24 protein-coding genes are annotated in these 21,816 nt (G+C 71.3%); 6 read left to right on the forward strand and 18 right to left on the reverse strand.

Annotated features, from left to right (window positions below; all coding sequences use genetic code 11):
• The 16 genes from WJM96_RS19155 to WJM96_RS19230 form a co-directional block, all read right to left on the reverse strand.
• Complete coding sequence (locus WJM96_RS19155) at positions 1 to 1,518, reverse strand: sulfite reductase subunit alpha (RefSeq protein WP_424814147.1); 1,518 nt, start codon at positions 1,516 to 1,518, stop codon at positions 1 to 3.
• Positions 1,515 to 3,221: a NirA family protein gene (locus WJM96_RS19160; RefSeq protein WP_424814148.1), complete on the reverse strand. Its 1,707-nt coding sequence runs from the start codon at positions 3,219 to 3,221 to the stop codon at positions 1,515 to 1,517. Before WJM96_RS19160 ends, WJM96_RS19155 begins: the two co-directional genes overlap by 4 nt.
• Positions 3,221 to 4,408, reverse strand: a complete 1,188-nt coding sequence (locus tag WJM96_RS19165) for an NAD(P)/FAD-dependent oxidoreductase (protein ID WP_424814149.1) — start codon at positions 4,406 to 4,408, stop codon at positions 3,221 to 3,223. Before WJM96_RS19165 ends, WJM96_RS19160 begins: the two co-directional genes overlap by 1 nt.
• The gene (locus tag WJM96_RS19170) at positions 4,408 to 5,202 is read right to left on the reverse strand and encodes an ABC transporter ATP-binding protein (RefSeq protein WP_424814150.1); all 795 of its coding nucleotides are present in this window, start codon (positions 5,200 to 5,202) and stop codon (positions 4,408 to 4,410) included. The genes WJM96_RS19165 and WJM96_RS19170 overlap by 1 nt, the downstream gene beginning before the upstream one ends.
• A gap of 11 nt (positions 5,203 to 5,213) precedes the next feature.
• Positions 5,214 to 6,074 carry a nitrate ABC transporter permease gene (gene ntrB / locus WJM96_RS19175; RefSeq protein WP_424814151.1) on the reverse strand — a complete coding sequence of 287 codons (861 nt, stop codon included), beginning with the start codon at positions 6,072 to 6,074 and terminating at the stop codon, positions 5,214 to 5,216.
• A gap of 2 nt (positions 6,075 to 6,076) precedes the next feature.
• Positions 6,077 to 7,327 carry a CmpA/NrtA family ABC transporter substrate-binding protein gene (locus WJM96_RS19180; protein ID WP_424814152.1) on the reverse strand — a complete coding sequence of 417 codons (1,251 nt, stop codon included), beginning with the start codon at positions 7,325 to 7,327 and terminating at the stop codon, positions 6,077 to 6,079.
• Positions 7,324 to 8,352: a CmpA/NrtA family ABC transporter substrate-binding protein gene (locus WJM96_RS19185; RefSeq protein ID WP_424814153.1), complete on the reverse strand. Its 1,029-nt coding sequence runs from the start codon at positions 8,350 to 8,352 to the stop codon at positions 7,324 to 7,326. The genes WJM96_RS19180 and WJM96_RS19185 overlap by 4 nt, the downstream gene beginning before the upstream one ends.
• 185 nt (positions 8,353 to 8,537) lie before the next feature.
• The gene (locus WJM96_RS19190; protein ID WP_424814154.1) at positions 8,538 to 9,083 is read right to left on the reverse strand and encodes an ANTAR domain-containing response regulator; all 546 of its coding nucleotides are present in this window, start codon (positions 9,081 to 9,083) and stop codon (positions 8,538 to 8,540) included.
• Positions 9,084 to 9,184: 101 nt separating this feature from the next.
• Complete coding sequence (locus tag WJM96_RS19195; protein ID WP_424814155.1) at positions 9,185 to 9,448, reverse strand: chaperone modulator CbpM; 264 nt, start codon at positions 9,446 to 9,448, stop codon at positions 9,185 to 9,187.
• Positions 9,445 to 10,395, reverse strand: a complete 951-nt coding sequence (locus WJM96_RS19200) for a DnaJ C-terminal domain-containing protein (protein ID WP_424814156.1) — start codon at positions 10,393 to 10,395, stop codon at positions 9,445 to 9,447. The genes WJM96_RS19195 and WJM96_RS19200 overlap by 4 nt, the downstream gene beginning before the upstream one ends.
• 8 nt (positions 10,396 to 10,403) lie before the next feature.
• A complete protein-coding gene (locus WJM96_RS19205; RefSeq protein WP_424814157.1) occupies positions 10,404 to 10,889 on the reverse strand; it encodes a DUF1178 family protein in 486 nt (161 codons plus the stop codon).
• An 88-nt stretch (positions 10,890 to 10,977) separates the two neighbouring features.
• Entirely contained in the window at positions 10,978 to 11,235 is a 258-nt protein-coding gene (gene grxC, locus WJM96_RS19210) for a glutaredoxin 3 (protein WP_424814158.1), read from the reverse strand.
• A gap of 54 nt (positions 11,236 to 11,289) precedes the next feature.
• Positions 11,290 to 11,451, reverse strand: a complete 162-nt coding sequence (locus WJM96_RS19215; protein ID WP_424814159.1) for a hypothetical protein — start codon at positions 11,449 to 11,451, stop codon at positions 11,290 to 11,292.
• Positions 11,452 to 11,514: 63 nt separating this feature from the next.
• A complete protein-coding gene (locus WJM96_RS19220; protein ID WP_424814320.1) occupies positions 11,515 to 12,276 on the reverse strand; it encodes a ComF family protein in 762 nt (253 codons plus the stop codon).
• Positions 12,270 to 13,805, reverse strand: a complete 1,536-nt coding sequence (locus WJM96_RS19225; protein ID WP_424814160.1) for a rhodanese-like domain-containing protein — start codon at positions 13,803 to 13,805, stop codon at positions 12,270 to 12,272. The genes WJM96_RS19220 and WJM96_RS19225 overlap by 7 nt, the downstream gene beginning before the upstream one ends.
• Positions 13,805 to 14,419, reverse strand: a complete 615-nt coding sequence (locus WJM96_RS19230; protein WP_424814161.1) for a cysteine dioxygenase — start codon at positions 14,417 to 14,419, stop codon at positions 13,805 to 13,807. Before WJM96_RS19230 ends, WJM96_RS19225 begins: the two co-directional genes overlap by 1 nt.
• Positions 14,420 to 14,484: 65 nt before the next feature.
• Here WJM96_RS19230 and WJM96_RS19235 point away from each other — a divergent pair, with 65 nt between their 5' ends.
• The 3 genes from WJM96_RS19235 to radC all read left to right on the forward strand — a co-directional run bounded on the left by WJM96_RS19235 (position 14,485) and on the right by radC (position 16,994).
• Positions 14,485 to 15,363: a methyltransferase domain-containing protein gene (locus WJM96_RS19235; RefSeq protein WP_424814162.1), complete on the forward strand. Its 879-nt coding sequence runs from the start codon at positions 14,485 to 14,487 to the stop codon at positions 15,361 to 15,363.
• A gap of 69 nt (positions 15,364 to 15,432) precedes the next feature.
• A complete protein-coding gene (map, locus tag WJM96_RS19240) occupies positions 15,433 to 16,239 on the forward strand; it encodes a type I methionyl aminopeptidase (protein WP_424814163.1) in 807 nt (268 codons plus the stop codon).
• 2 nt (positions 16,240 to 16,241) lie between these two features.
• On the forward strand, positions 16,242 to 16,994 hold the full coding sequence (gene radC, locus WJM96_RS19245) for a RadC family protein (RefSeq protein WP_424814164.1): 753 nt from the start codon (positions 16,242 to 16,244) through the stop codon (positions 16,992 to 16,994).
• Here radC and metF read toward each other — a convergent pair.
• Positions 16,991 to 17,926, reverse strand: a complete 936-nt coding sequence (metF, locus tag WJM96_RS19250) for a methylenetetrahydrofolate reductase [NAD(P)H] (RefSeq protein ID WP_424814165.1) — start codon at positions 17,924 to 17,926, stop codon at positions 16,991 to 16,993. The genes radC and metF overlap by 4 nt on opposite strands.
• A 154-nt stretch (positions 17,927 to 18,080) precedes the next feature.
• Here metF and WJM96_RS19255 point away from each other — a divergent pair, with 154 nt between their 5' ends.
• Together WJM96_RS19255 and WJM96_RS19260 are read left to right on the forward strand one after the other, a co-directional pair.
• Positions 18,081 to 18,896, forward strand: a complete 816-nt coding sequence (locus tag WJM96_RS19255; RefSeq protein WP_424814166.1) for an MlaA family lipoprotein — start codon at positions 18,081 to 18,083, stop codon at positions 18,894 to 18,896.
• A gap of 10 nt (positions 18,897 to 18,906) precedes the next feature.
• A complete protein-coding gene (locus tag WJM96_RS19260) occupies positions 18,907 to 19,554 on the forward strand; it encodes an MlaC/ttg2D family ABC transporter substrate-binding protein (protein WP_424814167.1) in 648 nt (215 codons plus the stop codon).
• On the opposite strand, the gene WJM96_RS19265 is transcribed toward WJM96_RS19260, so the two are convergent.
• Positions 19,555 to 20,442 (reverse strand): LysR family transcriptional regulator, encoded by an 888-nt coding sequence (locus WJM96_RS19265; RefSeq protein WP_424814168.1) that lies wholly within the window; start codon positions 20,440 to 20,442, stop codon positions 19,555 to 19,557.
• Positions 20,443 to 20,574: 132 nt separating this feature from the next.
• Here WJM96_RS19265 and WJM96_RS19270 point away from each other — a divergent pair, with 132 nt between their 5' ends.
• Complete coding sequence (locus WJM96_RS19270; RefSeq protein WP_424814169.1) at positions 20,575 to 21,804, forward strand: ABC transporter substrate-binding protein; 1,230 nt, start codon at positions 20,575 to 20,577, stop codon at positions 21,802 to 21,804.
• Positions 21,805 to 21,816: the final 12 nt, after the last annotated feature.

The following is a 21,816-nucleotide window of genomic DNA, read 5'->3' on the forward strand; positions in this document are numbered from 1 at the left end:
TCAGTAGACGTCGCGCTGGTAGCGGCCCTGCTTCGCAAGCGCCACGATCCAGTCGCGCGCCTGCTCCGCATCCATGCCGCCTTCGCGCATCGCCACCTGGCGCAGCGCCGCGTCCACATCCTTCGCCATGCGGCTGGCATCGCCGCAGACGTAGAAATGCGCGCCATCCTGCAGCCAGCGCCAGAGGTCCACGGATTCCTCCAGCATGCGGTGCTGCACGTAGTCCTTCGCCTTGCCGTCTCGCGACCAGGCGAGCGAGAGTCGCGCCAGCGTGCCGTCCCGTTTCCAGGCCTCGATCTCGTCGCGGAAGAGGAAGTCCGTCGCCACGTGGCGATCGCCGAAGAAGAGCCAGCTCCGGCCTTTCAGTCCGCGCGCCTCGCGCTCCTGCAGGAAGGCGCGGAAGGGCGCGATGCCGGTGCCCGGGCCCACCATGATGACCGGCGTCTCCGCGCGGTCCGGCAGGCGGAAATGCGACGTCTGGCCGTAGGTCCGCACCGTCTCGGCGCGAAAGGCGAGATGGCAGGAAGCGACGCCGTCGCGGCAGCGCCCGCGGCGTTCCTCGCGCACAACGCCGACGCAGAGCTCCACGCGGCCAGGCGTCGCGCGCGGCGAGGAGGCGATGGAGTAGAGCCGCGGCTTCAGAGTCGGCAGCGAGGCCACGAGATCCGCCACCGGCGGCCGCGCGGAGGGGAAGGCGCGCAGCAGGTCCAGCAGATCGGCGGCATCGGGCTCCGCGCCGTCGTCGCCATCGGCCAGGGCGCGGAGCGCGGCCGCCTGCTTGGGCTCCTTAGCCGCACCGGCCAGCAGGTCGAGCGTGCGATCCAGCGGGCGGGCGATGTCGCGCTCGGCCGAGAGCGTCTCGCGCAGCGCCTCGTCTCCCGTGGCGCCCAGCTCGGCCAGCACCGCCTCCACCAGCGCGGGGTCGTGGCGCACCACGACGCCGAGGGAATCGCCGGGCTCGTAGGCGACGGAAGTGCCGCTGAGGTCGATGACGATGCGGCGCACATCCTTGCCGCTGCCCTCGCCGGTCAGGCGCTCAGAGAGCAGCACGCGCGCGGGCTCGCCCAGCGGCTTCGCCACGGGCGCGGCGGCAGGGGCCGCGTCCGCGGGCTTTTCCGCCATCAGCGCCTTCAGCGCCTCGCGCGTCGGCTTGCCGCCGGGCTGGCAGAGGGCCAGCGAGGCCTCGCTGCCACTGGCCAGCGCCTCCGCGTAGGTCTTGCAGACATAGCCGCACTGCCCGCAGTCGAGCTGCGCCATCGCGGACATCAGGCGGCGCGGCAGCGCGCGCCCCTCGGCCATCGCCAGCCGCTCCGGCAACTCCAGCGAGGGATCGTGCCAGGGGAAATCCTCGGCCGGCGCGGGGGGAGCACCCGAGGCATGGGCAGGCGCCGAGGACGCGCCGCCATAGAGCCCGGCCAGGAAGCCGTTGAGCCAGGCGCGCTGGTCGGCCGTGAAGGGCGCGCTCTCCGGAATCAGCGGGACCGGCGCGGGGCCGAAGCTCTGGGTGATGGCGTTCATGCGTCGAGCATCGCGTTCAGCGCCGCGTCGTCATGGCGCGCGCAGAAGGGCTGGAACCCCTCCCCTTCCTCGCGCAGGCCCAGGTAGCGGCGCAGCAGGTTGAGCAGGAGCGGCGGCACGTCATCCGCCAGCACGGCAGGGCGGATCAGGCGCCCGATCTTCGCATCCGGGCCGGAACCGCCGCCCAGATGCAGGTCGTAGCCGGGCAGCATGTCCTCGCCGCTCTCCACCTTCGCGCCGATCAGCCCGATATCGGCGATGAAGTGCTGCGCGCAGGAATTGTGGCAGCCGGTGAGATGGATGTTCAGCGGCACGTCGAGCGCGATCCGCGATTCCAGATGCGCCAGGATCTCCTGCCCGTTGCGCTTGGTGTCGGCGGCCGCGAACTTGCAGCCCGCACTGCCCGTGCAGGCGACGAGGCCCGCGCGCAGGCTCGACGCATCCGTGGTCAGCCCTAGCTCCGCCAGCGCGGCCTGCGCGGCGGCGGCATCGGCGACATTCGGGATGAGCAGGTTCTGCCACACCGTCAGCCGCAGCTCCCCAGTCCCGTGCCGATCCGCGATGGCGGCGAGGCCGCGCAACTGCGCGGCCGAAAGGCGCGCCGCGGGCACCACCACGCCGAGCCACGACAGCCCCTCCTGCCGCTGCGGCTGCACGCCCAGATGAGCATGGCGGTCGAAGGCGGGCGGGCGTTCCATCTCCGCCGCGTCGAAACGCGGCAGGGGCTTGCCCATCAGCGTCTCGACCTCCTCGAGGAACCGGGCGTGGCCCCATTTGTCGAGCAGGTATTTCAGCCGCGCCTTCTTGCGGTCCGTACGGTCGCCATGCGCGATGAAGACGCGCAGGATCGCGTCGCAGACCTTCACCACCTCGCCGGGCAGCAGGGCGACATCGCTCGCCGTCGCGAAATCCTTGTGGCCCGTGATGCCGCCCAGGCCGAGACGGAAGCGGAACTCCCCGCCGATCCGCACCACGCTGAGCGCGATGTCGTTGGTCTCCTCCAGCACGGCGATCGTGCCGCCCCCGTCGAGGCTGATATTGAACTTGCGCGGCAGGCCGAAGAGGTCGCGCGAGTTCAGGATGTGATGATGCAGCGCCCGCACGATGGGGCGCGTATCCACCCATTCGCGCGGGTCGATGCCGACGGTGGGCGAGGCCGTGATGTTGCGGATGTTGTCCGCGCCCGTGCCGCGCGGCAGCAGGCCGACCTCGCCGAGGCGCATCACCACCTCCGGCCCCTTCGCCGCCGGGATCAGGCGGATCTGCAGGTTGGCGCGCGTCGTCACGTCCACGTAGCCGCCGCCGCATTCCTCCGCGATGCAAGCCACCTCGCGCGCCTGATGCGCGGAGAGGATGCCGCCCGGAATCCGCAGCCGGCACATGAAGGCATCCTGCGCCGGGCCGACGAAGAACAGGCCGTGATAGCGCGAGACGAAGTCGTCGATGGGCTTGGGGAACTGGCCCGCTTCCGCGCGCGCCGTCAGCTCATCCCAGCGGTCGAGCGGATGCTTCTCGCGCTTCGCCTCTTCCTGCGGTACCAGCGTGCCGCCCCCGGCGATGGTGCGGTCCTGCGCGGCGCGCAGCGCGTCCGGCGGCGCGCCGCCCTCGCCTGGCGGCGCCAGCGAGCCGCGCCGCGCTTCCACGCCGGCCATGAAGCCCTTGAGGTAGTTCTGCTGCTCGGGCGAGAAGCCGGGGCCTTCCATCACTCGGCTCCCGCGAAGGCCGGACCCAGCGCCAGCGCCGTGCCCGAGCCCACCTCCCGCCGCGAGGCGATGAGGTCGAGGTAGAAGCCGCTATCCGCCACGTCGCCATAGAGCACCGCGCCCACCAGCCGGCCATCGCGGACCGTCAGGCGGCGATAGGAATCCTCCTCTTCGTCGCGCAGGGTGATGGCCTCGCCCTCGCCGATCTCGCCCGCTGACCAGACGGCCGTGCCCGAGACCTTCAGCGCCGCGACATCCGCCCGCGCCGCCCAGGAGGCGGCCTCGCCCGCCAGCGTCGCGACGGCCGTCTCCGCCTGTTCCAGGGCCGGCGCGACGAGGCCGATGGTGCGCCCGTCTACCTCGGCGCATTCGCCGATGGCGAGGATGCGCGGGTCGGAGCTCCGCATCGAGGCATCCACCACGATGCCGCGGTTGACCGCCAGCCCCGAGGCGGCGGCGAGCGTCGTTTCCGGCCGGATGCCGACCGCCATCACCACGATATCCGCCGGGATGCGCCTGCCATCGGCCAGGCGCACGGCGCTCACGCGCTCCTCGCCCTCGATGGCCGCGAGCTGCGCGGGCATGGCGAAGGCAATCCCGCGCGCGCCCATGCGCCGCGCCACCAGCGCGCCCGCGCCGGCATCGAGCTGGCGTTCCATCACCCAGTCCATGACATGCAGCACCGTGACGTTCATGCCACGCAGCGCGAGGCCGGCCGCGGCTTCCAGCCCCAGCAGCCCGCCGCCCACCACCACCGCGCGCCCGCCCCGGCGCGCGGCGGCGAGCATGGCGCGTACATCCTCCATGCTGCGGTAGGCGAGGACCCCGGGAAGCGCCGCTCCCGCCACCGGAAGGCGCACGGCGCGCGAGCCGGTGGCGATCACCGCGCGGTCGAAGCCGATGCGTTCGCCGCGCGCCGTCACCGCCTGGCCCGCCGCGCCATCGAGCGTGGAGATGGCGGTGGCTGCCCGGAAGCGGATGCCGCGCCCGCGCAGCGCCAGGACGGGATGGGTAATGAGGTCCGGAACCTCCTTCTCGCCGGCCAGCAGGTTCGAGAGGCCCACGCGGTCATAGGGCAGCGCCGCCTCGGCCCCGACGAGCGTGACCTGCGCGCCCGGCAGGCGTTCAGCCGCGCGCCAGGCGCAGCGCGTGCCTGCGGGCCCCGCGCCTATGACCAGGATCCGCATCAGAGCGCCGGCTGCGCGTGCCGCGCATGCAGGAACTCGAGCACCGAGGCGCGGTACTCGATGAAGCGCACGTCGTGCGCCATCTTCAGGCGGTCGCGCGGACGCTCCAAGTCCACCTCCAGGATCTCGCCGATCGTCGCATTGGGGCCGTTCGTCATCATCACGATGCGGTCGGAGAGCAGCACGGCCTCGTCCACGTCATGCGTGATCATGACGATGGTGGTGCCGAGCGCGGCATGGATGCGCATCACCTCGTCCTGCAGATGCGCGCGGGTCAGGGCGTCGAGCGCACCGAAGGGCTCGTCCAGCAGCAGGACCTTGGGCTTCATCGCCAGCGCGCGGGCGATGCCCACGCGCTGCTTCATGCCGCCCGAGATTTCGTTGGGCCGCTTGTCCTTCGCATGGTCCATGCGGACCAGCGAGAGGTTGTGCAGCGTCCAGTCGTGCCGCTCCGCGCGCGTCATGGCCTTGGAGAGCGTCTGGTCCACGGCGAGGCGGATATTCTCGTAGGCCGTGAGCCAGGGGAGCAGCGAGTGGTTCTGGAAGACCACGGCGCGGTCGGGCCCCGGCTCCGTCACCTCGCGGCCCTCCAGCATCACGCCGCCCAGCGTCGCGGGCAGCAGCCCTGCGATGACGTTGAGCAGCGTGGACTTGCCGCAGCCGGAATGGCCGATAACGGAGATGTATTCGCCCTCGCCGATCCGCAGCTCCACGCCGTTCAGCACGGGCAGCGGCGCGCGCGGGAAGGCGACGGAGAGCTGGGAGATCTCGAGGAAGGGGTTGGCGGTCTGCATGGCGGTCTTCCTCAGGCCGCCGCCGTGCCGCGCGTCACCAGCTTGCCCACCACCGCCACCAGGCGGTCGAGCACGAAGCCGGTCACGCCGACATAGATCAGCGCCACGATGATGTCGGAGAGGTTGGAGCTGTTCCAGGCATCCCAGATGAAGAAACCGATGCCCACGCCGCCGATCAGCATCTCGGCCGCCACGATCGCGAGCCAGGAGAGGCCGACGCCGATGCGAAGCCCGGTGAAGATGAAGGGCGCGGCCGCCGGCAGCACGATGCGCAGGAAGTAGGCCGGGCCCTTGAGCCGGATGACGGCCGCGACGTTGCGGTAGTCCTGCGGCACGTTCCGCACGCCGACGGCCGTGTTGATGATGATGGGCCAGACGCTGGTGATGAAGATCACGAAAATCGCCGAGGGCTGCGCCTCGCGGAAGGCGGCCAGCGAGAGCGGCAGCCAGGCCAGCGGCGGCACCGTGCGCAGCACCTGGAAGATCGGATCCAGCCCGCGCATGGCGAGCTGCGAGGTGCCGATCAGAAGCCCCACCAGCACGCCCGCGACGGCAGCGAGCGCGAAGCCCAGCGCCACGCGCGAAAGCGAGGCGGCGAGATGCCAGAACAGCCCCTTGTCGAGGCCGCCATTGTCGAAGAACGGATCGAGGATCAGCTCGCGCGCATCCTCCCACACCCTCGTGGGCGGCGGCAGCGCGGCCCCCGGCATGCTCATCACCACCTGCCAGATCACGCCGAGGCCGAGGATGACGAGGAGCGGCGGCAGTACGTTGCGCGCGGCGCGGGCAAGCGGGCCGTCCTCGCGGATGAGGACGGGCGCCGGACGCGAAACGGCGGGCGGCGCGACGATGGGCTTGGCTCCGGCATTCATGATCATGCTCCACCCATGCGCTTGATGCTCTGGCTCTGCAGGTAGGCTTGCGGGTTCTCTGGGTCGAAGACCTTGCCGTCGAAGAAGGTCTCGCGGCCGCGGCTGGTGCCGCGCGGCATGTCGCCCTGCGCCACGCCGGCGCGCGCCGCCGCCTCGCGCCAGATGGCCTCCTTGTTGACCTGCTGGACGAGCGCCGCGGTGTCCGTGTCCGGCGGCAGCACGCCCCAGCGGATATCCTCCGTGAGGAACCACAGGTCGTGGCTCATGAAGGGGTAGCTGGCATGGTCGCGCCAGAACTTCATGGTCAGGTCGGTGTTGGTGATGGTGCGGCCATCGCCGAAATCGACGATGCCCTGCATGCGCGGCAGGATGTCGGCCGGGGGCACGTTGAACCAGGCGCGGCGGCCCAGGATGGCCGCCAGTTCCGGCTGGTTGGCCGCGACGTCGCACCACTGCGCCGCCTCGATCACCGCCGCCAGCATGGCGCGCGTGGCGTTCGGGTTGCGCTCGACGAAATCGGCGCGCAGCGCGAAGCACTTCTCCGGATGGTCCTTCCAGAGCTCGCCCGTGATCAGCGCGGAATAACCGAGGCGCTGGTTGATGAGCTGCGCGTTCCACGGCTCGCCCACGCAGAAGGCGTCCATGGTGCCGACACGCATGTTCGCCACCATCTGCGGCGGCGGGACCACGATGGTGGAGACGTCGCGGTCCGGATCGATGCCGGCGGCGGCCATCCAGTAGCGAATCCACAGGTCATGCGTGCCGCCGCGGAAGGTCATGGCGACCTTGCTCTCCGGCGTGAAGACCCGGCGCAGCGGCGAGGCATCGAGCCGCGCGCCCAGCGCCTTGTGCTTCTCCGCGACCGAGATCGCCTGCCCGTTGGTGTTGAGCCGCGCCAACAGCGCCATCGGCACCGGCGTGTTGTTCTGCACGATGCGGCCCGTGTGGATGAGGTAGGCCATGGGCGTGAGCAGATGCGCGCCGTCGATGCCGCCGGCGCCGCCGCCCAGCACCAGGTTGTCGCGCGTGGCGCCCCAGCTCGCCTGCTTGGCGACCTCGACATCCGGCATGCCGTACTTGGCGAAGAGACCCTTCTCCTTCGCCACGATCAGCGGCGCGGCGTCGGTGAGCGCGATGTAGCCGAGGGTCGCCTTGCGCACCTCCGGCGTGGTGGAGCCCTGGGCAAAAATGCCGCGAGGCGCTGCGGCCAGCAGGCTGGCGGCCGCGAGGGTGGAACGGCGGGTGACGCTCATGGGAGGGGCTCCAGGGCAGGTTCGGGTTCGTCGACACGGGCGGCAGCGGCCTTCCAGAGGGCGTCGCCAAAGGGTGCGAGGGCCCGCGCGTCGGAAATGGTCGCCGGGATGTGGCCGAGAGCGCGCATCTCGCCGAGCCACCAGGCCGCTTCCTCGCGGCGGGGCATGGTGGCGGCGCGGAAGCGCATGCGATGCATGGCGTCGAAAGCGGAGGCGACGGTGCCGCGGTCCAGGTCCCACATCTCGCGCCGGGAGAGCATGTTCAGCGCCTCCTCCCGGTTCGCGGGCTCGTCCAGCCAGCGGGCGGCGGCGATGACGGCGGCCGTCGCGGCGATCACCTCCTCGCGATGGGCGGCGAGGTAGTCCTCGCCGAAGCCGAAGAGCTTCTCGGGATGGTTCGGCCAGACCTCGGCCGTGCCGGCGACGACGCGGCCCGCGCCCATCATGGTCGCGGCCGCGCCCCAGGGGGCACCCGCGCAGAAGCCGTCGATCTCGCCTTCCTTGAGGCGGGCGGCCATGCCCGGCGGCGGGATCACGGTGAAGCGGACATCGGCCTCGGCATCGACGCCCTGGCCCATCAGCCAGCGCCGCAGCAGGTAGAAATGCGCCGAGTAGGAAAAGACCACCGCAAAGGTCGCCGGCCGGCCGGCCGCGGCCCGGGCCCGCAGCGCGGCGGCGAGGTCGGGCTCGGCGGCCAGCGCATGGGACAGCGTGATCCCGTTGCCGTTGCGCGAGAGGCCGCAGGCAACATGCACCCGCGCCTCCACCCCGCCCAGCCCGGCCGCCAGGGCGATGGGCATGGGGCTCAGCAATTGCGCGCCGTCCAGGGCGCCGAAGGCCAGCTTGTCCCGCACCGCGGCCCAGGAGCGCTCCGGCGCCACGGCCACGCGGACGCCGACGGCATCGAAGAGGCCGAGTTCGTCCGCCACCACCAGCGGCGCGGCGTCGAAGAGCCGCACGAAGCCCAGTCGCATGACGCGGGCGGGGGGGCGAAGCCGCGGGGCGGGGATTTCGGGCTGGGGCAAGCGGGAATCCACGGCTCGGACGGGCCGTCATGGACCGTCGGGAGAGGAGTGGGCTTGCCTGGGATGCGCCATTGCATCCCGCCCGTGGAGCCGAGTTACCCCGATCCCAGGGCGACGATCAAGCTAAATTTTGCATGATGATTAGGCATAAAGAATCGGTTCTGCGATTCAGTTATACCTAATGCCTATTTTCTGTTCAGAAATGCATCGGCAGTCGCGCCCAATTTCAGACGATGCTCCATCGCCATTCTCTGCAGGCGCCGGTGCGCCTCCGGCTCGGAAAGGCCCTCGTCGCGCATCAGCCGGCGCTTGGCGCGGGCGATGAGGTCGCGCTCCTCCAGCGTGGCGCGGGCCTCGGCCAGCTGGCTCCTGAGGGCCTCGTGGGCCCGGAAGCGCCGGATCGCGACCTCCAGCACCGGCCGCACCCGGGCCGGCGCCAGCCCCTCCACCACATAGGCCGCGACACCCGCCTCCAGGGCGGCCTCGATCTGCTCGGGATCACCACGCTCGGCGAAGAGGACGACGGGCCGGGGCTCGTCGCGGTTCAGGGCACGCATGGATTCCAGGGCGTCGCGCTGCGGGTCGTCGAGGTCGCAGACGATGACGTCCGCCTGGCTGGCCCGGACGCGCGCCGTCAGATCCGCCACATCGGGCGCGATCGCCACGACGGTGCAGCCAGCCGCCTCGAGGCCGAGCCGCACCGCTTCCGCGCGCTCCGCCTCGTGATCCACCAACAAGACTCGCAGCGGTCGCTCCCATCCGAAAGCTGGCCGCGACGGCATTCTCCTCGGGGCCCAGCATGCAATGCCGGTGCCAGGGATTGAAGGGGGAGCTACTCCCCGCCCAGCCGGCGCAGTCGGCGGCGAAGCTCGTAGACCTGATCCAGCAGCGAGAGAACGACGGGCAGCGCCTCCTCGTTCACCTGCATGTCGTCGCGCAGCTCCAGGATCAGCCGCACGCGCTCGGCGTCTATCTCCTGGAAGACGAGCTCGCTGCCACGCCGATCCGCGCGGACATGGCCCGCGCAGATCCAGCGCTCCAGATCGCCCTCCGACAACGTGCGGTAGCGGGCGCAGAGGATGTCGATGGTGATCATGCACCGGCCTCCAGCCCCGCGCGCGGGTCGGTCGTGTCCTCCGGCGTCCAGTTGCGCAGGAATTCCTGCAAGGCGGCGTCGGGCTTGCCGACCTGCACGCGCAGCGTCAGGAACAGGTCGCCCGCCTCGCGCTTGCCATGGGCGGCCACGCCCTTGCCGCGCAGGCGGATCACGCGGCCGCTATCGCTGCCGGCCGGCAGATTCACGCGCAGCTTGCCCGAAGGCGTCGGCACCTCGACCGGCCCGCCCAGCACCGCTTCCTTCAGCGTCACCGGAAGCTCCATCCGCAGGTCGTTGCCGTCGCGGTGATAGAGCGGATGCCCCGCCACCTCGACCTCGATCAGCGCGTCGCCGTCCGGCCCGCCATTGCGGCCGGGTTCGCCCTGGCCGCGCAGGCGCAGGACCTGGCCGCTGACCACGCCGGGTGGGATCTTCACGCTGAGCTGCCGGCCATCCGGCAGCGTCAACTGCCGCGTCGCACCCTGAACGGCGTCAAGGAAATCAACGTTCAGCCGATAGGTCTCGTCATGGCCCCGGCGCGGCGCGGATTCGGCACGGCGGCGTGCCTCGAAGATGTCGGCGAAGAGGTCCTCGAAGGCCCCGCTGTCCTGGCCCGCGCCGTAGCGCGCGCCGAAGGGCTCTTCGGCATAGCGGCGATAACCGCCGAAGCCGCTATCCGCCCCCGCACCGGGCCCGGCGCCATAGCCGGGCGGCGCCTTCTCCTGGCCCTCGGCATCGATCTCGCCGCGGTCGAAGCGCCCGCGCTTCTCGGGATCCGAGAGCAGGTCATGCGCCGCCGAGACCGCCTTGAACCTGGCCTCCGCCTCGGGCTTGCCGGGGTTGAGGTCCGGGTGGTGCTGCCGGGCGAGCTTGCGATAGGCCGATTTGATGGCCTCCGGCGTCGCGTCACGCGCGACGCCGAGGACTTTGTAAGGATCTTCAGCCATGCGCCCCCTCAGCCATCCGAGCGAGGCACCCAGGGCAGCCGCGCGACGTCGATGCCGTCGTCGCGCAGGGCCTCGGCCTCCTCGTCGCTGGCCTCGCCGTAGATGCCGCGGGCCTCGGCCTCGCCCTCATGGATGCGGCGGGCCTCCTTGGCGAAGTCCTCGCCCACATAGTCGCAGCTCTTCTCGACCTCGGCGCGCATGCGCTGAAGGAGGGCGATCATCTGCGCGGGCATGGGGCCGGCGGCATGGCGCGGGCCATCGGCAGCCGGCGCGGGGGCCGGCGCCGCCTTGGCGGGGACGGCCGCCTCTGCGCGCCCCTTCACGCCCGGCACCTTCGCCACGGCCGGCGTCATCAGGGCCTTGCTGACATCCGTGCCGCCACAGACCGGGCATTCGACCAGCCCATGCTGGGCCATGCGGTCATAGGCGGCGCTGTCCTTGAACCAGCTGTCGAATTCGTGGTCGTTCTGGCAGCGAAGAGAAAAGCGGATCATTCCTAGGAACCTCGACCGGAACTGCCGGGATGGCAACCGGTCACTCTTCCTTCACATAGGAACCTGGCGGGGCCGTTGCGAGTCCGCCTCAGGCGGCGAGCAGCGCGTCCAGCTTGCCCGCGCGCTCGAGCGCCGCGAGATCGTCCGAGCCGCCGACCGACTGCCCGTTGATGAAGATCTGCGGAACCGTCGTTCGCCCGCCGGACCGCGCGATGGCGTCCTTCCGGGCCTGGCTGCCATTCGGCGCGTCATGCTCGGTGAAGGCAACGCCCTTGCGCTCCAGCAGCGCGCGGGCGCGGTCGCAGAAGGGGCAGAAGGGCTGGGTGTAGATCTCGATCTGGGCCATGGGGGAAATAAGTGGCCGGTGACCGGCCGCGTCAAGGACCGGCTGGGCGCGGCCCTACTCCACGACCCAGGCATAGGCCGCCAGCAACCCCGCCATCAGGAGGAGGGCCAGCAGGCACAGGACCTCGACATGCCGCTCCCGGGCGGGGGGCGGGGCGGGTCTTTCGCGCTCCGGCTGCTGGCCGGGGCGGCGCGGCGGAGGGTTGTCGAACGGCATGGGCAGGCGTCGTGTCCAGGATTCCCCGCTTTCTGGCCCGACGGTCGTTTCCCAAGCGTGAACTCAGGCCGCTTCCAGCCGGGGATCCGGCACGCGCGCCGCCGCCAGCACGCCCACCCAGGCCGCGCCGCCCGCCAGCAGGCAGCGCGCGCAGGCCTCGGCCGTGGCGCCGCTCGTCATCACGTCATCCACCAGCAGGATGCGCCTCCCCGCGATCCGCCTCTCCGCGCCGGGCGCGAGGGCGAAGGCGCCCGCCAGCGCCGCCTCGCGGTCGCGCGCGCCGAGCTCCCCCAGCGGACGGGTGGCGCGGCGGCGGCGCAGCAGCATCGGCTCGAACCGGCAGCCCGAAAGGCGCGCGAGCTCGGCGGCCAGCAGCCCCGCCTGGTTGTGCCGCCGGGCGAAGAGCCGCCAGCGGTGCAGCGGCACGGGCACGAGCATCTCGGCCTCGCGCAGCAGGCCGGCGCCCGCGCGCGCCATGTGCCGGGCCAGCGGCCGGGCGAGCTCCGTCCTGTCGCGATGCTTGAACGGGAGGATGAGCGCCTTGGCGCCCTCGTCGTAGCGCAGCGCGGCTCGGGCCGCGTCGAAGGCGGGGGGGCGGGCGATGCAGCCTTCGCAGCGCAGGCCCTCGGGCACGCGCTGGCCCAGCCCCTCATGCGGGAACGGCACGCCGCAGCGGTCGCAATGCGGCGTGCTGATGAAGGAGAGCCGCGCGAAGCAGGCGGCGCAGAGGGCGCCCTGCTCGCCGACCGCCTCCTCGCAGGTGAGGCAGGCAGGCGGCAGCAGGGCGTCGAGAAGGGAGAGCCCGATCGCCCGGAGGGCTACCAGTTCCCGAAACGCGCGTCGCCGTCGCGCTCCACCTCGTGCACGAGGTCGATCTCCCAGGAGAGGTATTCATGCATCGCCGCCTCGATGCCGGAATTCCGGTCATAGGGGCGGAGGTACCAGTCCACGCAGGCCTCGTCCGGCGGGTTCTGGCGGTCGGCGGCGATGGGCAGGCCGGCGGCCTTCCAGGCGGCCACGCCGCCCTCCAGCACGCGCGCGCCGGGGATCTCCGCCGCCGCGAGCCTCGCCAGGAGCGGGTCCGGCGCGGTCACCACCACGGGCCCGCCGATCTTCGGCACGCGCCCGCGCACCGCCCAGACGGAGCCCGGGATATGCCCGCCGCGGAAGTCGATGGAGCGCGCGAGGTCCACCACGGTCACGCCCTTCTCCGCCGCCAGCGCCTGTGGCGCGATGGAGGGCACGGCGGCCACTTCCGGCGCCTCGGGCTTCCAGGGGCCGGTCGCCAGCGTGCCGTTCAGGGCGCCCTGCACGACATGGACCTCCCAGCCGCCGAGCTGGCGCAGCCAGGCGCCGGTCATGCGCGCGCGCACCGTGTCGTCATCGGCCAGGATCACGCGCGCGCCGCGCACCGCGATCCACTGGTCCGTCGCCTGCACCAGCTGCCCGCCCGGCGCGTGGCGGAAGCCGGGGATGTGGCCCGCCGCGTATTCCTCCGCCGCGCGGACGTCGAGCGCATAGGTGGTGCGGCTGTCATCCGCCAGCATCGCCTCGGCCGCGGCGCGCGTGGTGACGCGCACGCCGTTCTCGGCCGCGAAGGCAGTCGCGCGGCGCAGCGCGAGATCGGCGCTGGAAGGCGTTCCCGGCGCGTAGGTGCGGGTCTGGCCGCGCTCGCAGGTGAAGCCCGCGAGTTCCCAGCCCATGGTGCCGTTGCGCAGCGCGACGATGCGGTTGGGCACGCCCGCGCGGCGCAGGCTCTCGGCGCCCATGATGCTGCGCGTGCGGCCGGCGCAGTTCACGACGATGGTGGTCTCCGGCCGGGGCGCGATGTCGCCGATGCGGTAGGCGAGCTCGCCGCCCGGGACGTTCACGGCGCCCGGGATGGTCATCTTCACGAACTCGTCCATCGGGCGGCTGTCGAGGATGACCATGTCCGTGCCCGCATCCACCAGGGCCTGCAGCTCGGGCGGGTCCAGGCTCTCGGTGCCGTAGTGGTGCTCCACCCATTCGCCGAAGGCCTTGGAGGGAACGTGGACGCCGGTGAAGACGACGTAGCCCGCCGCCTTCCAGGCCGGCGTGCCGCCCTTCAGCACATGCACGTCGCCATAGCCGATGCCGGCCAGGTACTGCGCGAGCTTCTCGGCATGGCCTTCGCCGCCATCGACGCAGACCACGCGCGTCTCCCGGCGCGGCAGCAGCGCGCGGGCGCGCAGCTCCTTCTTCGAGAGCGGGCAGGGAACCGCCCAGAAGAGGTGGCCGTGCCCGAACTCGCCTTCCTCGCGCGCGTCGAGGATGGCGAGCTCGCGGCCCGCGGAAATCCAGGCCTTGAGGTCGGCCGCAGAGACGAGGCGCATCAGCGGTCGGCGCCGGCCGTCGGCTTCATGAAGTTCTTGTTGTAGTAGGAGACGATGCCGGTCTGGTCGTCGAAGGCGCGGCGGGCATCGAGCTTCTCCAGCGCCAGGCCGTACATGTGCAGATGCCGCGTCGGCTTCGTGCCCATGGTATGGATGGAGTGGATGTCATCCGGCATCAGGCAGATGCCGCGGCCGGGCTCGACCATGACCTCCTCGGCCACGCGCATCTCGCAGCGCTCGGGGTCCGAGCCGTCGTCCATGCGCTCGTAGACCTTGTTCAGCTCCTGCCCGTCGACGGCGACGACCACGGCCCAGGTGGTGTGGTCGTGCGGCTTGGTCGAATTGCCGGGGTTGAGCGAGTTCAGGTAGAGCGCGAAGCGGTTGTCGGCGTCCTCGCGCAGCAGGTAGCGGTGGCTGCCCTTCTCGCCATTCGGCGGCGGCGGGAACTCGCCGGCCGGGAAGAGGTGTTCCTGCGCGGCCAGCGCCATCAGCTCGTCGCGGATCTTCTCGAGCGCCGGGCGGGTCACGCCCATGCTGGTCTCGATCTCGCGGATGCGGTCGATCGTGGCGGCGACGGCGGCCGTGCGGGCGGCCTTCACATCGATCGTGTTCATGGCAGAGGCTCCTCCTGATCCGCCAGACGATAGAGAAGCTTGCGCCGGGGCGCCACCGGCCGCAGATGAAGCCCGTGCAAACCCCACCCGACATCTTCGACCGCGCCCTGGTGGCCCTGAGGCGCGAGCGCGCCGCCTCCCGGGTCGAGCAGGTCGCGCCCATCCTGGACGCCGCCGCCGCGGCCGTGCTGGACCGGCTGGACGACACCACCCGCCGCTTCACCCGCGCGCTGGACCTGGGCGGGCGCGGCGCCGTGGCGCCGGCTCTCCGCGCGCGCGGCATTCCCTTCGTGGTCTCCATGGACCTCGCCCCCGGCATGGCCGCGCGCGCGGGCGGCATGCCCGTCGCGGGCGACGAGGAATGGCTGCCCTTCGCCCCCGGCAGCTTCGACCTGATCGTCGCCAGCCTCAGCCTGCACTGGGTGAACGACCTGCCCGGGGCGCTGATCCAGATGCGCCAGGCGCTGGCGCCGGACGGGCTGTTCCTGGCCTCGCTGCCCGGCCTGGGCACGCTGCAGGAGCTGCGCGAGGCATTGGGCGCGGCCGAATCCGAGACGCGCGGGGGCATCTCCCCCCGCGTCTCGCCCTTCCCGGAGCTGCGGGACCTCGCGGGCCTGCTGCAGCGGGCGGGCTTCGCCCTGCCCGTGGCGGACCATGCGCGCCTGCCGCTGGCCTATCGCACGCCGATGGGCCTGATCCGGGACCTGCGCGCGGCGGGAGAGAGCAATGCGGTCCGCGCAAGGGACCGGCGCGTCCCCCCGCGCGACCTCTTTCCCCTCGCCTTCGCCCGCCTTCCCCTGGAAACCGAGCTTCGACTGATGGTCATGACCGGCTGGGCCCCGCATGAGAGCCAGCAGAAACCGGCCCGCCCGGGCAGCGCCACGGCCAGGCTGGCGGACGCGCTCGGGACCACCGAGCTCAAGGCCGGGGACAAAGCGGGTTGAACCCGCCGTTCTCCGCGCGCATCTTGGGGTTGCACCTTTTCACGACTGACGCGCCGGACCCGAGGACAGATGGATAAGCAGGGCGGCGAATCCCGCCGGATCATTCTTCACACGCCCGAGGATTTCGAGGGCATGCGCCGCGCGGGCGCCCTCGCCGCGGCTTGTCTCGACATGATCACCGAGCATGTGAGGCCGGGCGTGACCACGGGTCACCTCGACCAGCTCTGCCATGACTTCATGGTGGAGCGCGGCGCCGTGCCCGCGACGCTCGGCTATCGCGGCTACACCAAGTCCTCCTGCATCTCGATCAACCATGTCGTCTGCCACGGCATCCCGGGCGAGCGCGTGCTGCTGGACGGCGACATCCTGAACATCGACGTGACCGCGCTGCTCGACGGCTGGCACGGCGATTCAAGCCGCATGTACGTGGCGGGCACGCCCAGCACCAAGGCGCGGCTGCTGATGGACGTGACCTACGAGTCGCTGATGCGCGGCATCGCCATGGCGAAGCCCGGCAACACCTTCGGCGACATCGGCCACGCCATCCAGACCTATGTCGAGAAGCACCGCTTCACCGTGGTGCGCGACTTCTGCGGCCACGGCATCGGCCGCAAGTTCCACGCGCCGCCGAACGTGCTGCATTTCGGCCGCCCCGGCGAAGGCGCGAAGCTGGCGCCGGGCATGTTCTTCACCATCGAGCCGATGGTGAATGCCGGCCGCTACGAGGTGAAGATCCTCGACGACGGCTGGACCGCCGTGACGCGCGACCGCAGCCTCTCCGCGCAGTTCGAGCACATGATCGGCATCACCGAGACGGGTTGCGAGATCTTCACCCTCTCGCCCGCCGGCCTGCACAAGCCGCCCTACGCGGCCTGACCGTGCGGCCCAAGGGTCTGTCCGAGGCGTCGGCGCTCTTTCCCGTCGAGACCGGCGGCCGCAGCGCACCGGCCGCGCCCGTCGGGGCCGAGGGCCATCGCGGGCGGATGCGGCAGAAGCTGCTGGAGGCCGGGCCCGACGGCGTCACGCTGACCGACCGCGACCTGATCGAGATGGTGCTGTTCCTCGCCCTGCCCCGGCGCGACACGCGGTCCATCGCCCTCGCGCTGCTGAACCGCTTCGGCAGCTTCGCCGAGGCGCTGAGCGCGCCGGCGCAGGAACTCCGTCAGGTCGAAGGCATGGGCGATGCCGCGATCGCCGCGCTCAGGACCGTGCAGGTCGCGGCCATCCGCCTCGCCGCGGCCCCCGTCCGCAACCAGGAGGTCCTGAACAGCTGGGCGAAGCTGATGGACTACCTGAACACGCTCCTGGCCCGCGAGCGGGTGGAGCATTTCCGCGTGCTGTTCCTTGATTCGAAGAACCGCCTCATCGCCGACGAGCAGCAGGGGAAGGGCACGGTGAACCACACGCCCGCCTATCCGCGCGAGATCGTGAAGCGCGCGCTGGAGCTGCATGCGACCGCGGTGATCCTGGTGCACAACCACCCCTCCGGCGATCCGCAGCCCTCACGCGGGGATATCGAGATGACGGCGGAGGTGCGCGCGGCCGCGCAGGCGCTGGGCATCACCCTGCACGACCACCTCATCATCGGGCGCGGCGAGCCCTATTCCTTCCGCCGCGAGGGGCTGATCTAGCCCGCCTGCGCGGGCCTCGCGCCCAGGATATGCGCGATGGCGTAGGTCAGGTCGGCGCGGTTCAGCGTGTAGAAGTGGAACTCGTCCACGCCGTTGGCCTGCAGGATGCGGACCTGTTCCGCCGCCACGGTGGCAGCCACCAGCCGGCGCGTCGCCTCGTCCTCGTCCAGCCCCTCGAACAGGCTCTCCAGCCAGGACGGCACCGAGGCACCGCACATGGCCGAGAAGCGCTTCACGCTCGCGAAGTTCGTCACCGGCATGATCCCGGGCACGATCGGCAGCGTGATACCCGCCGCGTGGCAGCGGTCGAGGAAGCGCAGGTAGACGTCGGTGTCGAAGAAGTACTGCGTGATGGCGCGGTTCGCGCCCGCATCCATCTTGCGCTTGAGGAAATCCAGGTCCGCCTGGGGCGAGAGGGCGGCCGGATGCGTCTCGGGGTAGGCGCCGACGCTGATGTCGAAATCGCCGATCCTCCGCAGGCCCCGCACCAGGTCCTCGGCCTGGGCGTAGCCGCCCGGATGCGGCTCGTAGACCGAGGCGCCGGCCGGGGGGTCGCCGCGCAGCGCCACGATATGGCGGACGCCCGCGTCCCAATAGGCGCGGGCCACCTCGTCCACTTCCTCCCGGGTGGCGCCCACGCAGGTCAGGTGGGCGGCCGGGGTCAGGGTGGTTTCGCCGGCCAGCCTTGCCACTGTGTCATGGGTACGCGCGCGGGTGGACCCGCCAGCGCCGTACGTCACCGAAACGAAGCGCGGGGCCAGAGGCTCCAGCCGGCGGATGCAGGCCCAGAGGTCGGCTTCGAGCTTTTCGTTCTTGGGCGGGAAAAACTCGAAGGAGAGCTTCGGCGCAGGCAGGCTCGCAGGCGAAGGCAGGCTGCCGACACGCGGCCCCGTCAGCCAGCGTTCGAGCGTGTTGGGGGAGGGCTGGTCCATGCCGACTCCTTTGGCGTCTCGGTCCGTCCGAGGCAAGTGGTTACAAGTTTCTTGCCTCGCGAAACCTTGCTGGATCACGGATAAATGTGCATCTACTTGAAACGGCACCCCTTCGCTGACGTTCCGGCGTTGCTCAGAAAGGTTATATTCGCCCATGCGCCTCGCTCCTGTCCTGGCCGCCGCCGTTATGCTCGTCGGCTTGGCCGGATGCGCGACACGACCGCCCGCGTCGGACCCTGAGGCGCTGGAGGAATTCCGGCAGAACAACGACCCCATCGAGCCGTTCAACCGCGCCATGTATTCGGTGAACGACGCGATCGACACCGTGGCCCTGCGCCCCGCCGCCCAGGTCTATCGCTTCGTGCTGCCGCCGCCCGTCCGCACCGGTGTCCGCAACGCGCTGGGCAACCTGCGCGCGCCCACCATCTTCATGAACGACGTGCTGCAGGGCAACGTGACGCTGGCGGCCCGCACCGCGACGCGCTTCGTCATCAATTCCACCGCCGGCATCGGCGGCCTCATCGACGTCGCGGAATGGCAGTTCGGCATTCCCGGGCACAGCGAGGATTTCGGCCAGACCCTCGCCGTCTGGGGCCTGGGCGAAGGGCCCTTCCTCTTCCTGCCCGTCCTCGGCCCGACCAACCCGCGCGACCTGGTGGGCTATGGCGTGGACGCGGTGGCGAGCCCCTGGTTCTGGTTCGGCCAGGGTGACGTCGTCGAGGCGCTGCGCTGGGCGCATGCGGGAATCACCCTCATCGACACGCGCGAAGGCGTTCTGGACGCGCTGGACGAGCTCAACCGCGGCTCGCTCGACCCCTACACCACGCTGCGCAGCGCCTATCGCCAGCGCCGCGCCGCCGAAATCGGCAATAGCGGCATCGTCGCGCCGGATGCCGCGCGCGGTACCGGTTATGGCGTGGGCGTCGGCGTCCCCGTCCCGCGCCTCGATGAGAATCAGCCGGCCCGATAGAGATAGCCACATGCACATCATTCCCTCCCCGGTCCGCCTCCAGCGCCGGTCCTTCCTGGCCCTCCTGGCCGCGCTCCCCCTCGCCGCGCCGGCTGTGGCGCGCGCGCAGATGGATCCGGGCCGCGCCACGGCCTTCATCCAGGCGACGGGCGACCAGCTCGTGGCCATCATCAACAATGCCAGCCTCTCCCCGGCCCAGAAGCGGGAGCGCGTGGGCGCCATCCTGCGCCAGGCCGTGGACATGGAGGGCACGGGCCGCTTCATCCTGGGCCGTTGGTGGCGCGCCGCCTCGCCGGCCGAGCAGCAGGAGTATCTGCGCCTTTTCGAGGAGACGCTGACCCGCAACCTCGCCGGCCGCTTCGGCGAGTTCCAGGGCGTCCGCTTCTCGCTGGGCCGCAGCCAGCAGCGCACCGAGGACGACGCGCTCGTCACCACCATCGTGGAACGCCCGGGCACCGCGCCGCTGAACCTCGACTGGCGCGTGGCCGATGTGGGTGGCCAGCCCCGTATCGTGGACCTGGTGGCCGAGGGCACGTCGCTCCGGCTGACGCAGCGCAGCGAATACAGCGCGGTCGTCCAGCGCGGCGGCAACCAGGTCTCGGCCCTGCTGACCGCCATGCGCGGCCAGCTGCAGCAGATGCAGGCGCAGCAGCGCTGATCAGCGCGGGGCGGCCTCGCTCCGCGCCAGATCCCAGAACCGGCTGGCGGGCAGGCGCGCCAGCTCGCGCCGCCGCGCCAGGTAGAGGCGCAGCGGCCCAACCGTCGCCAGCCGCCGCGTGACGCGGCCCGACTGCCGCGCCGCCTCCCCCGCCGCCCAGCCGAAGAGCGCGAGGATGAGGTCGGGCTCCGGGCTGTCCCGCATTGGGCGGAAATCCATGATGTCCGGCACCTCCACCAGCACGCCCCCCGCCGCCGCGATGGGCGCGAAGAGCGCCTGCGAAAGCTCGGGATTCAGGCCGTGGGTGAAGACAGCGACACGGCGCCCGGCCAGCGCCGCCGGGGAAACCTCCGCCAGCGCGGCGAGCGGGTCGGCGGGGTCGAGCACCAGCTCCTGCCGCGTGACGCTGACGGGTAGCGCCTCCAGCCCCGCGGGCGGGCTCAGGCCCGTGACGAAGGCCAGGTCCACCAGCCCCTGGCGCACGCGTTCCGCCAGAACCGGCGTCCAGCCGATGTCCAGCTCCACGCTCGTGCCGGGCCAGCGCGCGCGGAACGCCTCGACCAGCCGGTTCGTCTCGGGGATGTAGGAGCCATAGGGGGGCGTGCCCAGGCGCAGCCGGCCCCCGCCCCCGCGCAGGCTCCGCGCCAGCTCCTCGACATCGGCGGCGCCCTGGATGATGGGCCGGGCACGGTCCAGCAGCGCGCGGCCTTCCTCGGTCAGCTCCACGCGGCGGGTGCTGCGCAGCAGCAGCGGCACGCCGAGCTGGGATTCGAGTTGCCGGATGCGGGTGGAGAGCCAGGGCTGGGGAACGCCGAGCCGCGCGGCGGCGGCCGTGAAGGAAAGCTCCTCCGCCACCACCGCGAATTGCAGCACCAGGCGAATGTCCACGCCCAACCACGCCCCTCCGTCTATACGATTTTCGTCATAATACCCCCGAAGGCGTATTGGACAAGGCGCACGCGGCCCGCTTGCATCGGCGGGCACCAGACGATCCAGAAGGATCGCGGGAGGGAAACGGGTATGACCATTCAACGCCGCCAGATTCTGGCGACCGGCGCAGGTGCTGCGCTTCTCACGCCCCGGCGCGGCCGTGCACAGGCGCAGGCGCCCATACGCCTCGGGGTGCTGGGGGATTTCTCGGGCCCCTATCGCCACCTCTCCGGCCCGACCAATGTCGCCTGCGTGCGCCAGGCGGTGCAGGATTCCGGCCTGCTGGACCGCGGCATCGCGGTCGAGGTCGTGCAGGCGGATCATCTCCAGCGCGCCGATACCGGCGCCGCCATCACGCGCGAATGGTTCGATCGCGGCGGGGTGGACGTGATCCTGGAGGTGAACAACTCCTCCATCGCGCTGGCCGTGAACGGCATCGTGCGCGAGAAGGACAAGGTCCACCTCAACACCGGGGCCGCGAGCACCGAGCTGACGGGCCCCGGCTGCAGCCCCAATACCATCCACTGGACCTACGACACCTACATGGCCGCACGTTCCTCGGGCGTGGCCACGGTGCGCTCGGGCGCCGACAGCTTCTACTTCATCACCGCCGACATGGCCTTCGGCCACCAGATGGAGCGCGACCTGACTCGGTTCATCGAGGAAGGCAACGGCCGCGTCGCGGGCCGCGTGCGCTATCCCTTCCCCGGCACCTCCGATTTCTCCGCCTTCCTGCTGCAGGCGCAGGCGAGCCGCGCGAAGGTCATCGCCTTCCTCAACGCGGGCGCGGACCTCATCAACTGCGTGAAGCAGGCGAACGAGTTCGGCATCACGCGGCGCGGGCAGAAGCTGCTCGGCATCATCAGCTTCGTGAACGACATCCACTCGCTGGGCCTGCAGACGGCGCAGGGCTTCCTGCTCACCGAATGCTTCTACTGGGACCTGAACGACCGCACGCGCGCCTTCACGCGGCGCGTGCTGCCTCGGACGCCCGACAACTACCCGAACCAGTGCCAGGGCGGCGCCTATTCGGCCGCGCTGCACTACCTCAAGGCCGTGGGCGAGATGGGCCCGGCCCGGGCCAAGGCCTCGGGCCGCGAGGTGGTGGAGCTCATGAAGCGCATGCCGACGGATGACGACGTCTTCGGCCCCGGCCGCATCCGCCCCGATGGGCGCAAGCTGCACCCTGTCCATCTCTTCGAAGTGAAGCGCCCCTCCGAATCCACGGGGCCCTGGGACCTGATGAAGCTCGTGCAGACCACCCCGGCGGAAGAAGGCTTCCGCCCCCTCGCCGAGGGCGGTTGTCCGCTCGCCAGCTGAGCAAGGAGACGA

Origin of the sequence: Roseococcus sp. YIM B11640 (assembly GCF_049727625.1) — a bacterium.
GTDB lineage: Bacteria > Pseudomonadota > Alphaproteobacteria > Acetobacterales > Acetobacteraceae > Roseococcus.